The 15,977-nt window shown below is 56.1% G+C and carries 12 protein-coding genes and 1 pseudogene; 9 read left to right on the top strand and 4 right to left on the bottom strand.

Annotated features, from left to right (window positions below):
* The first annotated feature begins 66 nt into the window (after positions 1 to 66).
* From ACT3UE_RS08775 to ACT3UE_RS08745, 7 genes are all read left to right on the top strand, one after another.
* Positions 67 to 918, top strand: coding sequence for an ABC transporter permease (locus ACT3UE_RS08775; protein ID WP_444566567.1), 852 nt, complete (start codon positions 67 to 69; stop codon positions 916 to 918).
* Entirely contained in the window at positions 902 to 1,918 is a 1,017-nt protein-coding gene (locus ACT3UE_RS08770) for an ABC transporter ATP-binding protein (protein WP_444566566.1), read from the top strand. Before ACT3UE_RS08775 ends, ACT3UE_RS08770 begins: the two co-directional genes overlap by 17 nt.
* Positions 1,906 to 2,979 (top strand): glycosyltransferase family 2 protein, encoded by a 1,074-nt coding sequence (locus ACT3UE_RS08765; protein ID WP_444566565.1) that lies wholly within the window; start codon positions 1,906 to 1,908, stop codon positions 2,977 to 2,979. Before ACT3UE_RS08770 ends, ACT3UE_RS08765 begins: the two co-directional genes overlap by 13 nt.
* Before the next feature lie 188 nt (positions 2,980 to 3,167).
* Positions 3,168 to 3,800 (top strand): CDP-alcohol phosphatidyltransferase family protein, encoded by a 633-nt coding sequence (locus ACT3UE_RS08760; RefSeq protein WP_444566564.1) that lies wholly within the window; start codon positions 3,168 to 3,170, stop codon positions 3,798 to 3,800.
* Between the two features lie 66 nt (positions 3,801 to 3,866).
* Entirely contained in the window at positions 3,867 to 4,721 is an 855-nt protein-coding gene (locus tag ACT3UE_RS08755) for a glycosyltransferase family 2 protein (RefSeq protein WP_444566581.1), read from the top strand.
* 158 nt (positions 4,722 to 4,879) lie between these two features.
* Positions 4,880 to 5,341: an adenylyltransferase/cytidyltransferase family protein gene (locus tag ACT3UE_RS08750; protein WP_444566563.1), complete on the top strand. Its 462-nt coding sequence runs from the start codon at positions 4,880 to 4,882 to the stop codon at positions 5,339 to 5,341.
* A gap of 186 nt (positions 5,342 to 5,527) precedes the next feature.
* Positions 5,528 to 7,357 carry a CDP-glycerol glycerophosphotransferase family protein gene (locus ACT3UE_RS08745; RefSeq protein ID WP_444566562.1) on the top strand — a complete coding sequence of 610 codons (1,830 nt, stop codon included), beginning with the start codon at positions 5,528 to 5,530 and terminating at the stop codon, positions 7,355 to 7,357.
* A gap of 567 nt (positions 7,358 to 7,924) precedes the next feature.
* Here the strand turns inward: ACT3UE_RS08745 and ACT3UE_RS08740 are convergent.
* The 4 genes and pseudogenes from ACT3UE_RS08740 to ACT3UE_RS08725 all read right to left on the bottom strand — a co-directional run bounded on the left by ACT3UE_RS08740 (position 7,925) and on the right by ACT3UE_RS08725 (position 10,654).
* Positions 7,925 to 8,989: an IS481 family transposase gene (locus ACT3UE_RS08740; RefSeq protein WP_444566561.1), complete on the bottom strand. Its 1,065-nt coding sequence runs from the start codon at positions 8,987 to 8,989 to the stop codon at positions 7,925 to 7,927.
* A 116-nt stretch (positions 8,990 to 9,105) separates the two neighbouring features.
* Positions 9,106 to 9,891 (bottom strand): annotated as a pseudogene (gene istB / locus ACT3UE_RS08735) (IS21-like element helper ATPase IstB).
* The gene (locus ACT3UE_RS08730) at positions 9,888 to 10,076 is read right to left on the bottom strand and encodes a hypothetical protein (protein ID WP_444566560.1); all 189 of its coding nucleotides are present in this window, start codon (positions 10,074 to 10,076) and stop codon (positions 9,888 to 9,890) included. The pseudogene istB and the gene ACT3UE_RS08730 overlap by 4 nt, the downstream one beginning before the upstream one ends.
* The gene (locus ACT3UE_RS08725) at positions 10,055 to 10,654 is read right to left on the bottom strand and encodes a Mu transposase domain-containing protein (protein ID WP_444566559.1); all 600 of its coding nucleotides are present in this window, start codon (positions 10,652 to 10,654) and stop codon (positions 10,055 to 10,057) included. The genes ACT3UE_RS08730 and ACT3UE_RS08725 overlap by 22 nt, the downstream gene beginning before the upstream one ends.
* An 891-nt stretch (positions 10,655 to 11,545) precedes the next feature.
* Between ACT3UE_RS08725 and ACT3UE_RS08720 the strand changes: the two genes are divergently transcribed.
* The gene (locus ACT3UE_RS08720) at positions 11,546 to 14,893 is read left to right on the top strand and encodes a CDP-glycerol glycerophosphotransferase family protein (RefSeq protein WP_444566558.1); all 3,348 of its coding nucleotides are present in this window, start codon (positions 11,546 to 11,548) and stop codon (positions 14,891 to 14,893) included.
* A 582-nt stretch (positions 14,894 to 15,475) separates the two neighbouring features.
* Positions 15,476 to 15,913, top strand: coding sequence for a hypothetical protein (locus tag ACT3UE_RS08715; protein WP_444566557.1), 438 nt, complete (start codon positions 15,476 to 15,478; stop codon positions 15,911 to 15,913).
* Positions 15,914 to 15,977 lie beyond the last annotated feature (64 nt).

Raw genomic sequence — 15,977 nt, 5'->3', positions numbered from 1 at the left:
TAGAATCGGAGAGTTCACGGCGCCTTCCGCGGGCCGTGGCTCAGTCAAACTTTGAGGAAAGCATCAATGACAGTGGTCCCAGAGGACGCGCCGACGACCCTGCACCGGGTCGGTGCCCGTGCTCCCTTCTTTTCGTATTTGCGTCAGGCGTGGGAACGCAGGGACTTTGCGTTCGAGATGGCACGCAGTCGTATCCAGGCCAGTAATCAGCGGAATCGGCTGGGCATGCTATGGATTATCTTCCAGCCCACCATGAACGCCCTGATGTATGGAGCGATTTTCGGTCTACTGCAAGGTGACAGGCGTCCTCCGAACTTCGCTTCTTTTGTGGTCATCGGGGTCTTCCTGTTCCAGTTCTTCACGGCGTCGATGAACCAAGGCGCGAAGTCGATTACGGGTAACCAGTCGCTGGTCCAGTCACTTTCTTTCCCCCGCATAACGCTTCCCCTGTCAACGGTGATGGAGCAGCTACTGACTCTGATGCCGATGCTCGGGGTGATGTTCATTTATGTGATGATCCTGGGGGAGACGCCGGCGCTGTCCTGGTTGCTTATTTTTCCGTTGGTGGCGATCCTGACGGTCTTCAATGTCGGCGTCGCGTTGGTTGCTGCCCGACTGACCGTTCATATTCGTGACTTGACGCACTTGCTGCCGATCTTCACCCGACTTCTCTTCTACACCTCGGGAGTGCTGTTCAGCGTTGATCGCATCTTGGACAAAATGCCGTGGATGATAAAAATATTCGACTACCACCCGTTGTATCAAGCCCTTCAGATTGCTCGGGGTGCCATTCTGGATTCAGTGACGATGCCCTCCGTTCACGCATGGATCGTAATGTCCGTTTGGGCCGTGGCCATATCCGCTTTCGGAGTCGTATTCTTTTGGACCGCAGAGGAGCGTTATGGCCGGGACATCTAGTTTCGATGAACTGGGCAAGCCGAGCGGCGGAACGTCGGGCATGCCAGGATCTGTCTCTCCGGTGGACCCCGGCACGAAACGCCGTTCGAGGCCTAACGTGCTGTCCGAAGTGTCCCCTGCCGGGCCAGTTGGACGCGGACCTCACCGGCATGATCAGCGACGTCTGGCCGCTGATCGAATCGACATCGGCGAACCCGAGCGCTCCGACAAGGTCGATGGTGGGTCGCAGCCCGACGCTGACCTGATCAAACCGGACGCACAGGGGCGTCAACCGGTAGTCGTGGTCGATGACCTACATGTCACCTACAAAGTATTCTCCAGCGGAAAGAAAGCTGGAAAGGCCGGGCTAAGACGGTTGATGTCGACGCCGGTCCGTGGGTTGCGTTCAGTGGAGGCACTGAGGGGGGTTTCGTTTGCTGCCTACCAAAACGAGTCCATCGGCATCATCGGCCCCAACGGATCAGGAAAGTCCACGTTGATGCGTGCCCTTGTCGGGCTTACCCCGCCGTCACAGGGCGCCGTTTACGCCTCGTCACGTCCAAATTTGTTGGGCATCGGAGCTGCGCTGATGCCCGACTTGTCAGGAGACAAGAACATCACTTTGGGCGGCCTCGCCCTCGGATTCTCCCGCCAGGAAATCGAGGAACTGCGCGAAGAGATCATTACATTCGCAGAGTTGGAGGACTTCATCGATCTGCCGATGCGGACCTACTCGTCCGGGATGTCTGCGAGACTGAAATTTGCCATTGCGGCAGCCAAACAGCACGACATTCTCATTGTTGACGAGGCACTTGCGGTAGGGGACGCACGTTTCCACCGGCGCAGTGAAGCGAAGATCCGCGCGATTCGCGAAAATGCGGGCACTGTTTTCCACGTCTCCCACTCAATGAAATCGATTAAGGACACCTGCAACAGGGCGCTATGGATCAACCAAGGAAAGCTTGAGATGGATGGGGAACCGGCGGAGGTTATCGCTGCTTACCGGGAATGGCGGAAATGATCGACGCTGCTCCAACTCCGGAAGTGTCCTATGTGATGCCTGTGCTCAACGAGGCGAACTATATCCGCGAGGCCGTTGCCAGCATTCTCGGCCAGCAATACTCCGGAGGGAAGGAGATTATTCTCGCTTTGGGGCCGAGCACCGATGACACGACGGCGATCGTGGAGGCCATGGCAGCCCGAGATGCTCGGGTGCGGTTCGTTCACAATCCGCAGTCACATACTCCGATTGGTTTGAATCTGGCGATACGGGCGTCCCGGAATCCGGTGGTCATCCGGGTCGATGCCCACAGCATACTCGACCCCGAATACACGAAACATGGGGTTGCCACCTTGATGCGGACGGATGCCGCTGATGTCGGTGGGCTGATGAATGCCCGGGGACGAAACCCCCTGCAACGAGCAGTGGCGGCTGCCTACAACTCCCGCTACGGCATGGGTGGGGCCCCCTACCATTCGGGAGCATCTGAAGGTCAGGCCGAATCGGCTTATCTGGGAATCTTCCGTCGCTCCATATTCGATGAGATTGGCTACTACGACGAGTCGTTGTGGAGGGGGCAGGACTGGGAGTTCTGCCTGCGCATCCGCAAGGCGGGCCATGTGGTTTGGTTTGATCCGGAACTAAGCACCGTCTATTACCCGAGGGAGGACTTCCGCTCTCTCGCAGCTCAGAGCTATGCCTCCGGGGTTTGGCGCGGTGAGTTGGCGCGCCGATATTCCGAAGGAAAATCGTTCCGGCACCTGGTCCCTCCGGTAGCCCTACTTGCTTCGGCTCTTGGATGTGCTTCGTGGCTCGCGCCACTGGGGCAGATACCGCTTCCGGCGAAGGCACTTTTGGGTTTATTTCGGCTAGCCCCGGTCGCCTACGCGATGTTGGTCGGATACACCGCACTAACCATGCCTGACCTCAGTCCCAAGGAACGTGGATTGCTTGCCAAGGTCCTCCCGACAATTCACTTCCCGTGGGCTGCTGGTTTCATCCGAGGGCGCCTGCGCGGCTCCGGAGAGACAACGGATGCGGGCCGCGCGACAGGACATCGCCTGGTAGCTGGTGGTCAGTGATCGAGCGAGCAACACGTCCGAGCCGCCCGAGGCTTGATGAGCTGCGTGCCGTCTGTCAGCCACCGGAGGTTAGGGCGCGTCGGAACGCCGAACACTGGACCGCAGAACTGTATCTGCGACATATCTCCATCTATTTGACCGCATTGTTGGTCCGAACGCCCATTAGTGCAAATGGAGTCACGGGACTAATGATCCTGGCTGGCTGGGGCATGTCCGCGACCTTGTTGATCCCCGGGATATGGGGCCCGCTCCTTGCCGTTTTGCTGTCGCAACTCCAGCTGTATTTTGACTGCTGTGACGGCGAAGTCGCGCGGTGGCGACGGACCCAGGGCCCTAAGGGTATCTTCATCGACATGGTCGGTCACCACACTACGGAGGCACTCTTGCCGATCGCCTTGGCATTTCGGATTATTCTCGGAAACGAAGACGATACCTCCTCTGGCCTCGACTACCAAATGTTGTTCATCGGCGCACTCGTGGCTCTGATGTTGGTGCTCAACAGGTCGCTGAGCCTGATGGTCCATGCCGCTCGCGGTATGGCGGGTCTGGGCAAGTTGCCCGACACCGGTGAGGCACGCGCGATTCCCGCGACCACGTTGATCGGTCGTCTCCGGAGGGCAGCCCGTTTCCTGCCGTTCCACCGGCTTCTGCATGCCGTTGAACTGAGCCTGTTGATCCTTGCAGCTTCCATCGTTGCGGCTTTTCTAAGCCAGCCCGGCACAGTCGAGGGCTGGCTGCTCTGGGCTCTGCTACCGATTACCCTGTTCGTCAACCTCGGACATTTTGTGGCCAGCATGGCCTCATCCCGTCTCAGCGCCTAGGAATCAGTTTTGGACCCCAACAGCACAACGGACACACCTCCGAGCATCGGTGTCGTCATCCTTACGATGGGGGACCGACCGCAGGAGCTCCGGCGGGCCTTTGCCTCGCTAGAGTTCCAAAAAGGCGTTCATATGGACGTGGCGGTTGTCGGAAACGGCTGGGATCCAGAGTCGTTTCCTGGGGGACTGCCGGACGGCTTTATTCCAGTGTATTTGGAGGCCAATCTTGGTATCCCCGCCGGACGCAACGCCGGAGTACCCCGAGTTTCGGGAGAGTTCATTCTGTTCCTCGACGATGATTCGTGGCTACCAGACGTGGATTTCCTGGAAAACGCAGTGGGTCGTTTCCGAAAGTATCCGGATATGGGGATGCTCATGCCACGCATTGCCGATCCCGAGGACGATGAATCGCCACGTCGTTGGATCCCGCGGCTGAATAAACGCACTGCGGGAGAGTCCAGCAATATCTTCCATGTAGGTGAGACCTGCCTGCTCTTGCCAAGAACGATTTTCGAAGCCACCCGCGGCTGGGCCGGGGGCTTCTGGTATGCCCATGAAGGTATCGAACTAGCGTGGCGGGTATGGGACACCGGTCATCGTGTCTGGTATGCAGGGGACCTTCGCGTCTTCCACCCGGTGGTTGATCCGCGACGGCATGGCGAATTTCATCGATTGAACGCCCGCAACCGCGTCTGGTTGGCACGCCGCAACCTGCGCTGGCCCTTCAGCTGGGCTTATGTCGGGTCTTGGACACTGATCAATGTGATCCGTCTTCGGAACGACCGCAAAGGCCTGCGCCAGCATCTTGCAGGATTGGCGTCGGGCTACCGTACTTCACCTTGGTACCAAGTATCGCGTCCAAAGTTGAAGTGGAGCACGCACTTTCGCATGACCTTCGCAGGTCGACCTCCGGTTATCTGAAGACGGGTTGGAACCGTATCTCGGTCCATGTACGACAGCTTCTATGCACTACAGCGGCAAATCATGGCAAGAACACGTGTTGTTCGAAACGTGAACGTAGGGCGAGTGTCGTCTAAAGTGAATATGGACCTTAGCCCTTCGACGTCAGGCAATAGAACATGACCAGGACCGTATTGACCTACGGAACCTTTGACCTCTTCCACATCGGGCACCTCAACATCTTGAAGCGTCTCAAGGAACAAGGCGATCACCTGATCGTGGGGGTATCGACTGATGAGTTCAACGCCATCAAAGGGAAAAAACCCATCGTCCCCTTTGACCAACGTGTTGAAATCGTCCAATCGATTCGTTATGTGGATGAAGCCATTCCCGAAGACAACTGGGCTCAGAAACGTGAGGATATCGCCAAATATGGTGTAAATGTTTTTGGGATCGGCGACGACTGGCGAGGCAAATTCGATGACCTCGAAGACAAGGTCGACGTGATCTACCTGCCTAGAACTTCTGGGATCTCGACGACTGAGATGAAGCGCGTGCTCAGCGCCTTCGATGAGCGACACGTAACCGAGCTCAAACGCACCCTCGATAGTCTGAGCCAGATCGTCAAAGAGCTGAGCTGAACCCAATCCCGGCACGGACAGTTGCTGAGCGCGAACAGGGAGCTTGGCGAGACGACCTTCTAAGAAGGGATGTCCCAGGGCTTCTTCTTTCCGGTTTGAAGAGCAACGACACGAAATTATGAAGGAGACAACACGCTGTTCAAGAGAGTAGTAGCCGCTGTCACCAATAGTCTCCGACGAGCCAAGATGCGTCGAGACCCCGTTTTTGCCGCGCCGAAGAACGGACACGTCGATATCTTGCTCAACTTTGCCGACGATCCTGTGAACCTTTACCAAGTACGTCAGTGGTATGCGCCCTTGGAGCAACTCGGCGGAGACTTCTCCGTGGCTATTTTCTGCCACCGTCCCGAGACTGCAAAGATTATCGCCTCGGAAACGACTCTCAAGGTTGTGTTGGCACAGGGGTTGGGAAATCTCAAGGAACTGCGAGAACGCATCGCTCCGAAGGTGGTTCTATACCCGAATCAGAACTACAATAACTATGCGGTTTTGGGACTGACGAATGCCCAGCATGTTTTTATTAGCCATGGCGAATCAGACAAGATTTACATGGCATCCAACTGGATGAAGGTTTTCAACTACTTCTTCGTTGCAGGTGAGGCGTCTCGCCAGCGCCTCTCGACGCATCTGTTGAACTACGACGTCGATAAAAAAACCATGGAGATCGGCCGTCCACAAATCGACATGCCGCGCCCGTCTCCTCTCAAACGGCGAACGACCCGAACCACCATTCTCTATGCCCCGACGTGGGAAGGCGGACGACCGTCCATGCGCTATGGATCGGTCGCGACACATGGGGTTTCCATTTTATCCGGCCTGTTGGCTGATGGACGTTTCCGAGTGATTTACAGACCGCACCCGCGGACCGGTGTACAAGATGCAGAGGTCGCCAGAGCAGATGCAGAGGCGAGGGGGATGCTCGCGAACGCCATAGCCCGTGACCCAGCCGCACAGCATATGATCGACGCCGGAGTGTTCGGGTGGCAGCTCGATGTCGCAGACGTAATGATCACTGATATTTCAGCAGTCGCCTACGATTGGCTGACGACTGGCAAACCGATTCTCATCACCATTCCCAGCGCCCCTGAGACCACGGTTACGCAGACTGGTTTTATATCCGATATGCCCATGCTGGCGGAATGTGATGCGGCGGATGTCGTACGGATCGTCGATCAAGTGAGAAAAGATGACGAGCTGGGTGCGCGTATCCGACGGTGGGCAGACTTCTACTATGGAGACCGCACGCCGGGTGCCTCAATGACAAGGTTCAAGAGGGCTCTCGAACGAACGATCTCGGAGCGTGATGAATGGGGCCGCGACGAGTTAGCCCCGGAGCTGCATCAAGTGAAGCCCAGTTTTCCAGTGCGGGATGTCGTGAAAAATTCGTGGGAAGCGCTACTTAGACGGATAAGTAGGGAGAAAGCCGAACAGCAGGCGGCGCAATCGTTGCAGGACGTCCATAGTGACGGATCGGTCGATTTAGTATTGTGCTCCATGGCATCGCCGGCAGGAGCAAAAGGCATTATCAAACGCATTCCCGAAGTTGAGGCACTCGCTTCGTCGAGGTCGATAGCTTTGGTTGTCGGGAACTACATGACCTACCTCAAGCTCCGGAGGCGAACGTACCTGCCCGTCTACCTGGGCGCCGGGAGTGGGCAGACGGAGATGATCACCAAGGCTTTGTCCCCGTTTGCGGTCCTCTATCTTGAACAGGCCAAACACAACCTCCGCGAGACTGCTTATCATGGGATGTTCCATGTGTATTGGGGCAACGAACAAACAGGTTGGATCAATAACCGATTAAACGGTTTCGACTACGTCTTGGTCGATGACGAGTGGACCCGAGACCTGGTGCTTGACTCTCTCGGAAACCGCAACGCTGATTTGAAGGTTGTCAACTTGTCAGCGCAGGAACTCGGGGGAATCTCTGGCGCGATTTCAAGCATTAGAACAGATTTCACGCGGGCGCGTCGAGAGCATCCAGACGCATTTATGACTAACCTTCCCCACGCGTAGCTTTCCACTTAGAAATCGAAGGAGTGGAAGATCCATTTTTTGATGCGCTAAGGTCGATCGCCAATTAGGCGCTGTCGCGACTTCAGAGTCAGCTACCGGACCACAGCTTTCGAGGCTTCTTCGACCCCAGTGCTTTCCTCCGAGCAGACGATTCCTAAAGGCAGTTGAGCGAGTTGCCGATAAGTACGATATGCGGTCGCTGAGTGAAGAGAATGATGTCGTTTTTATAGGAACCCGGAGTCGCGCTGGCAGCGAAACAGGTTCACTAAATTTTATCTAGGCCTGCATATTTCCGTGGATGTCCCGCATCAGGTCTGTCAACGCCAACCGAATATAGGGCCACTTCTGCCAAGTGAAAACAGGGCCACTCGTCGTGGTTCTAGTGTGCCAGAGTCTGTAATGTCTCGGGACATCGGTAGAACGATGTCCCGAGACATTAGTCTTTAACGAGTCACCTGTTCAGGCGGGAAATTGCTTTTTGGTAATTCTTCGATGGGTCGATTTTGAAGTACCTGAGGATTTCGCCGGTTTTTCTGCTGATGACCGTGACGTCGGTTTCATCGATGATCATTCGGACCGGAACGCCTGAATAGGTGGCCCCCATTCCGAGGTGGCGTAGGGCGCCGCCGTACCTAATGTGAGTTTTCCGAATTTGTCCACGATGTCGGTGCGGACCCGGTGCTCCTCGCGTGGCTGGGGAATCGGCGTGGCCTTTCCCAGCGCCAAGTAGGCGGTCTGGGGCGTGCGTCGTCCTGCTCCCTTGTGCGGGCGTTCGGTGTTGTAGACCCGTTGGAATTCGGCCAGTTGGACGTTGAGTTGCCGTAGCGTTTCCGCTCGGGGTTGTGCGGTGAGCCAGAGCTTGAGAGTGCGGTGGAACCGCTCGATCTTGCCTTGGGTTTGCGGGTGGTTTGGCGAGCCGTTGATTTGCCGGATGTCCCATTGCTGCAGGAGTTTTTCGAACAGGTTCATGGCGGGTTGTTCTCCCCGGTCCTTTGTGGTGAATCGGGCGGTGAAGACCAGTCCGTTGTCGGTCAGTGTTGATTGGGGCCGGCCGTGCTCGGTGCAGGCCTGAGTGAATTGGTCCGCGACGTTCCTGCCTGTCACCCGCCGGTATGCGTGGATGCTGACTAGGAGCCGGGAGTGGTCATCGATGAAGTCCAGCACTTCGGTATCGCTGCCGTCGGCCAGCCTCCAGTGCGTGAAGTCCGCCTGCCACATCTCGTTGGGAAAGGCGGCCTCGAAGCGGATGAACGAGGATTTGGGGCGCTTCTGGGGCTGGTTGGTGACCTGTGCTGCTTGTCGGAGGATGCGGTGGACCGTGGCCTTTGCCGGGGCTTTGTGGCCTTCTTGTTCCAGGTGGATCCGGATGGTTTCCGCTCCTGCGTCCAGGCCCTGGGCAACCAGGTGACCGCGGAGGAAGACGATGCGTTCGCGGATGTGCTCGGGTGTTCGGTTGGGGGCGGTCCTGGGTCGTTTGGAACGTGGGTGGTATGCGGTTTCGCCTTCGCGGGCGTAGCGGCTGAGGAGCTCCTTGATCCACCTTTCGGTGACGTCGAAGTGCTGCGCGGCGGACTTGGTGGACATGGATGCCTGGGTGATGGCCATGATGATGGCCTTGTTCGTTGATCTCACATTTCCAGATCGTGAACGATGTCCCGAGACTTCGGGTTCAGCCACGACGGGGAACGATGTCCCGAGTCTTTAGGTGAAGGATCAGTGCGCTGGCTGGGCCCGGGTTTTCGGATTGCCTACGGGCGAAACGATGTCCCAGGACATGGGTGAACGATGTGTTGAGTCCACACATAGTGTGCCAGAGTCTGCGGTTTGATCCGGCCCTGGAGCTTGTAGCTGTTCCCGGTGAGGTTGATGACTTCCGCGTGGTGAACAATCCGGTTGATCATGGCCGAAGCCACGGTAGCGTCCCCGAAGACGTCGGCCCACCGACTGAAGGGCAGGTTGCTCGTGAGAATCAGCTAAGCGTGTTCGTATCTGGAGGCGACCAATTGGAAGAACAGATTCGCTGAGGCTTGATCGAAGGGGATGTATCCGACTTCATCGACGATGATCAGCTTGTAGCGGCGTAGCTTGGCCAGTTCCTGGGCCAACGGGCCACGGTCATCTGCTGCCGCCAGTCTGGCCACCGAGCCAACGGCCGAATCGAAGAGCACCTTATGCCCGGCTTGAGTGGCCTTGATCCCGATCCCTGGCGGACCAAGCAGGACCACGTTCCTGGTTTCGTGCAAAAACGACCCGGTCCCGAGGTGGGCGCAGAGGTTGCGGTCCGCCGCCGACTGATGATCTTAGTTTAACTCCTCCAGGGTCTTATGGCCCCCAAACTTGTCCGTGTGGTTCCGCAGGGCCGAGCCTGATGCCTCCCGTTCGGCAACTTCCCGGCTCAATACCGCGGCCAGGTATTCCTCGTGAGTCCAGCCGGCCTGCCGGGCTTGTTCGCCCAACGCCTGATACGCATCGCTGATCCGGGGTGCGCGCAGGGCACGGGCGTAGTACTCGATGCTTGAGTCGGCGCCGTTCACGGAACGATTCCCGTCAGATTGCGGCCGTCGTGGGGAACGCCGACCCCGAAGCCCTCGTCATAGATCGATAAATCGCGGACCTGAACGCCCGGGCACTGCGGCTTCTTCAGGCAACGGTAGGCACGACGCAACTCGGCGGCCTTGGCCAAGTGCTGTTTATCGGTCAGAACCTGGTGCCTGGCCATTGACGCTCGTGAACGGCCAACAACTTGCCATCGCACGTGACCTTCACGGTCTCCAGATCGCAGCTGACATCCACGATGCGCTCTATCGCGGAGGGATCGACGGAGTAGTCATTGGAGAAGACCCGCACGTAGTAGTCCCGTGGCAACCGGATGCTTTTGCGGAACATCGTTTCCGGAGCCACCGGCGACAAGGCTCGCATCGCGGCCCGGTCATCGACCACCAGCTCGGTCGGGCGGCCATGGTGGGATCGTGAATATCGTGCATTGGCCCGCGGTAGCCAACCGTTGAGCTGGTCGTTGAAGTCATCGGGGTGGGTGACGGTGCGTCGGGGCATGAAGCCGCGCCGGAAGAAGCCGTTCATGCGCTCGACCATTCCCTTGGACCCGGGGTCCCTTGGTGGAGGCAGCTTGATCTCGGTGCCCAGGACCCCGGCGAAGGAGCTGGCCGTCTCGGTCAGCTTTCCTCGCCCGATTCCGATCTCGTTGTCCCAGACCCACCGGTGGGGCACCGCAGCCGCGTCCCGCAGCACTGACCACATCCCTGAGAGGAGGCCCTCGGTGGTGCGAGTCGGGAGCATCCGAGCCTGGATGAAACCAGAGAAACTCGAGGTCATCACGAGTACCGGGGGCCCGTCCTGCTGGCTGTGGCCGATTGGAATGCCCTCGTGCGGGAACCACAAATCCACTGGATGGTTGCTCCGGGCTTGCGTTCGAGCCGGTCGGCAGGATCGGACGGCGCATATTCGGGACGCAGCTCGGCGACTTTGGATCTGAATAGGGATGACGAGCCTGGCCATTGCAGCCGTTCGGCTAGCACCGTGGCTGCCATCGTAGGCGTCTTGGCCAATAGTGACCTCACTCTGGCTTCGTAGGTATCGAACTCGAACCGGTCGGCGCACGTTCGTTACGCGGTGTGCGTTCCGCGGCCAGAGCGCGGTCCACGGTCCCGCGGGGAACCCCGGCCTGTCGTGCAAGCTCGCGTTTGGATATTTTCTCGTTGGCGTACCGGTGGCGGATAGTTGCCCAATCGTCCAAATGTGATCACCTTTCCATAATGGTCAGGTGGCCTCATTTTCAGTTGTCGTGTGTGGTCCTATTTTCGGTTGGCGTCGACAAGGTCTAAGACATGGGCAGGATGTGCCATCTCTGTCCCGTTTGTAGCAAATGGAAATTGAAGAGGTGGCTGTCCGACGACTATGCTGGCGAAAGAATTAACACTCTTCCAGATTGACCTAACGGGTATGCAAGAGAGGGCTCTTGGCATCTGTGGTTGCAGATCTACATCCACGGCCTGCATCGGCATGTCGCTTCTGCGTTCAGCAGACAGGAAAATGTCCTGCTAGAACCACGTTCCCCACGATAGTGTTGTGTGAAACCCGAAATTAGCTAAGGACTACCACGTGTCGAGAAGTGCCCAATTGAAGCGAAATCTGGAACGCGGCGTAGAGCGAGCAGTCACACTGCAGAAAATGCGCCGTAAGGCAAAGCGCCAGGCAAGCAGTGCAGGTGCGCTGATCCAGTACCTGAACGTCCGACCGGTACCTGGAACAACGGGAAAATTTGCTGTTAGCCTAACTGTCGCTCCTTATTTGAATCTTTCTGGTCTCTGGTGTCGAATCGACGGCGAATGGTTCGAGCTCGCGCAATTTGTCGATAGGTCTGCCAAATCGTTTGACGATGCCCCCGAGACTAAATCGTATGAAACTGTCATTGATTTGGCGAGCGTACACAATAATGTTCTCCCCTTGACGCGAGTTGTTCAGCAGGAGACTAATAGCCAAACAGATGAGCCAGGAATCCGCTTCCGTCTTTACGCTGACGTATCGGCTCCTCCGGGAAAAGTCCCGAAAAACGCAGCTAGCGTTCAGCGGACGGAAAATGGACTTTACTACAGGTATCCGTTGGGGCGTGCAGGAGAGACAGACTTTATCCTTGCCCCCCAGGTTCTCTTTGGGGAGGACCGCTTCACCCTCTACGTAAATAGATATGGCTTTCTCTCCGTCCTGGTTAATGAGGATCTTCCCGATTACGCTCTAATACGTAATGATCGGCTGGAAGTCAAGAGTGGCGTCCTGCGGATTAAGGGAAAAATTTTCACGCGGAACGCAGAGCTAACAGGTGCAGCGCTTCTCCTCTTAGGCCGTACCTCGGGCTTCCGCGGTAGAGCTCCGCTCGACTTCACTTTTGACGAGGTAAATACTCGTCTTCGATTCGGTCTCCGGCGGTATTTCTTCACCGCGACCTATGATTTTTCTGATGACCTTCTTGAGGGCCTGATTGTTGACGATACTGTCGACATTTATTTGGAACTCAGCAGTAGTACTTCTAAGGAAGGTTTTCGTAGGCGGGTGGGTAAGAGCCGGTACCTAGTACGGCGACACTCCTCGGGGGACTCAGTCTCCGGAGCAGGGAAGACTCTTTCAGTTACTCCGTACTACACTTTCAAAGCTAAGAATCCGTCGCTGTATCTGGAGTTGTTCGACGAACAGGTCTTTCGCTACTTGCAACAAAGCCTCCGACGTCAAATCGTGCGGAAGAAGGCTGGGCCGTCGAAGCCCGTTTGGGTCATCGGAGAATTGCCCTACAAAGCACAAGACAACGGATTGCACTTCTTTCGGTTCATGCGTGAGTTCCATCCCGAAATAGACGCCTACTATGTAATTCGTAGGGACTCGCCTGAACGAAGGAATCTCGAAGGATACGACCACATCCTTGATTATCGTTCTAAAGAACACATCGACAAGGTCCTTGAGGCAGATCGAATCGTTGGAACACACGATCCTGGATTCTTATATCCAATTCGCACACCGGAGTTTGAACGTCGCGTCAAGGCTGACAAGATCTTTCTCCAACACGGCGTCACCGGCGCTAAATGGATGGTGCCCAACTACGGCAAACAAGTGAGCGACTTTCAAACGGATCTGATCCTTGTTTGCTCCGAGCGCGAAAAGGAATTCTTCGTCCGTGATTTCGGATATGCTCCTCGTGAAGTAGCTGTGACCGGGTTTACTCGGTTTGATGCACTCTTTGCGGGTGACGTCGTTCGGAATGAGAACCAAATCCTTATCATGCCGACTTGGAGGCCTTGGCTTCAGGATCCAGACTATTTCACGGATTCTGAGTACTACCAGCGCTGGCTAGAGCTCCTCAACAGTCAAGAACTCGATGACTTGAAACGAAGAGATGGAGCGAGCATCGTTTTCTGCCTTCATCCGAACATGCAGCAGTTCAGCAGATACTTTGCGGGAGACGACGTTCGAGTCGTCATCCAAGGAGAAGTTGATGTACAGCGGCTGATGAAGGAAAGCTCTGCGATGGTTACCGATTACTCCAGTGTGGCGTTCGACTTTGCCTTCTTGGATAGACCAGTTGTCTACTACCAGTTCGATGCAGATAGATTCCCTGCTCCACACGCCGACCCCACGACCGAACTTCCTGGGCCAGTGGTCGCGGATCAGGCGGGAGTGCTGCAAGCTTTGTCTTCTATGATTGACCGTAGTTGCCGCATGCAAGATCTGTATCATGAAAGGGCGTCTAGATTCCTCACCCACAGGAAGGGAAGCAACAACGAACGTACATTTGTCGCCATTTCCCAGTTTAAGACGCACAACAGTTCATTGCGGAATGCCTTGAGCAGCGAATTCGTGAAGGCTGTGACTCTCGCCGGGCGGAGGCAGAAACAATATCTGCCCATCATGAAACAGCTCTATAAACTCTTCAGACTTTTGCCCTTGGATCCAAATGTGATTGTTTTTGAGAGTGGGCAAGGCCGCCAATTCGGCGACAGCCCGAGGGCCATCTATGAGGAACTCGTCCGACGTGGTGACACTCGGAAAAAGGTGTGGATATACAACAAAATGCTTCCGATGCGCGACGACTATACTGTCGTCCACAAGCGTCACTCTCCAGGATTCTTCTGGAATCTTGCGCGCGCGAAATTTTGGGTCAATAACCACAACTTCCCTCATTACATCCACCGGCGAAAGCACGGAATGTACATCCAGACGTGGCATGGCACACCCCTTAAGCGAATGTTCATGGATCAGGATAACTTCTATGGTCGCGATGAAGGCTACAAAACACGAGTAGCAACAGCCTCGGCGCAATGGAACGCGCTGCTGTCGCCAAGTGCCTATGCAACGAAAGCAATGCAATCGGCTTACCAGTATAAGGGGCCGGTTTATGAGCTGGGATATCCTCGGAATGATGTATTGGTCGGAGAACGCGGGGAAACTGTCCGACAATCCGTACGACAACGTCTGGGCATTCCAACAGAGACCAAAGTAATTCTCTATGCTCCGACTTTTAGGGACGATCAACCAACGAAGAGTGGGCGCTTTGCCTTCGACTGGCCTTTCAATCCGTTACATTTCCATGAGAGGTTCGGACCAGACACGATTCTTCTGGTTCGCACCCACGTTCTAGTGAACAGCAAACTTGTCATTCCGGACGAAGCAAAAGCTAGTGTCATGGACGTTTCGGGATACCCAGACATTCAAGAACTTTTCCTCGCTAGTGACATGTTGGTGACGGACTACTCATCGTCGTTCTTCGACTACTCGATTCTTGGTAGGCCCATGGTGTTCTATGCCTACGACTTGGAAAACTACCGCGACAATTTGCGGGGGTTCTATCTCGACTACCAGACGGAACTACCGGGGCCTATTGTCCAGGATGAAGTCGAACTCTTTGATGCAATCGAAGCGGCCTCAATCATGACCTTGGAGCAGCAGGCCAAGATTCGAAGCTTCGCAGCGCGGTTTGCACCGAGAGACGATGGGCGGGCGGCAGCGAGGACAGTCGACGAACTTCTCTGATGGACCTTTTTCGGTCAGGCTTCTGCACGTGCTTGCGCGCTCATGTCGCGGTGGCCATAGGACCAACCAATGGGTCTTTACTTTTTTTGAGTAGTTTTTCTTGCCGTATAGGAGTAGTTGACTATTGTTGCAGAAAGCAAGCACTAGGCTGCGACAGTGGAGCAGATATGCCCATGGAAAGCGAACGATGGTCAAACGTACGTCACCTGCACTCGAGATCGGTTCGGGCAGGTGACTTACCGACTCTTTCTACCTGGAATATCGCACCGATTCGGCTGAGTCAGCTAAATGCTTCGGGTCGCCTATCGCGAGCGGAAACTACGAGTTGATATCTAACCGGCTGAGGCGCTCTATGGTGCGTCCGACTAGCGAGTACTCCGTGCAGCAGTATCAAGCCGATCGATCGTGAAATCTCCATTACAAAGTCTTTCTCGGTCAGTGACGTTGATGGCGCTCACTGAAATTCCCCACCTCGTGTTGATCCAATAACGAGGCATGGGCCTCCCCCGAGACTGGTGGTTTCTGACCACACACCAGTATTCGAGAAAGGCCCGTTCTCTCATCTTGACACGGAGGAAAGGCGTGGACATTCACGCGCTGAGAAGAAACGGGATAACCATCAGCGAGATCTCCCGCAGGACGAGACGGGACCGCAAAACCATCCGCTCGCATCTGAACGGGCAACGAGTCGCAGCGGAACGCCAACGCACCGGGCTCGATCCGTTCGATGCCTTTGAGGACTACATCCGGGCCCGACTGGCCGAGGACCCGCACCTCTGGGCCCAGACGCTGATGGACGAGCTGCACAAACTCGATTTCTCGTTGTCCTACCAAAGCCTGAAGCGCCAAATCTGCGAACGGAATCTGCGTCCGCCATTCCGATCATGCAAGAACGTACTGCAGCGTCCGAATGCGATCATCGTGCACCCTCCAGGAGCGGAAACCATGTTCGATTGGTTTAAATTTCCGAACCCGGCGGCCGGACGGGGAATGCGCAAGGCGTTGCTGCTGGTGTGTTAGCGGCCATGAAGAACTGCCCGTAGGCGGCCACGGAATTACCTGCTGACGGCCAAGGGAACTGCCC

The sequence above is a fragment of the Arthrobacter sp. 179 genome (assembly GCF_052379645.1).
GTDB lineage: Bacteria > Actinomycetota > Actinomycetes > Actinomycetales > Micrococcaceae > Arthrobacter_H.
This window is presented reverse-complemented; position numbering and strand designations above follow the sequence as displayed.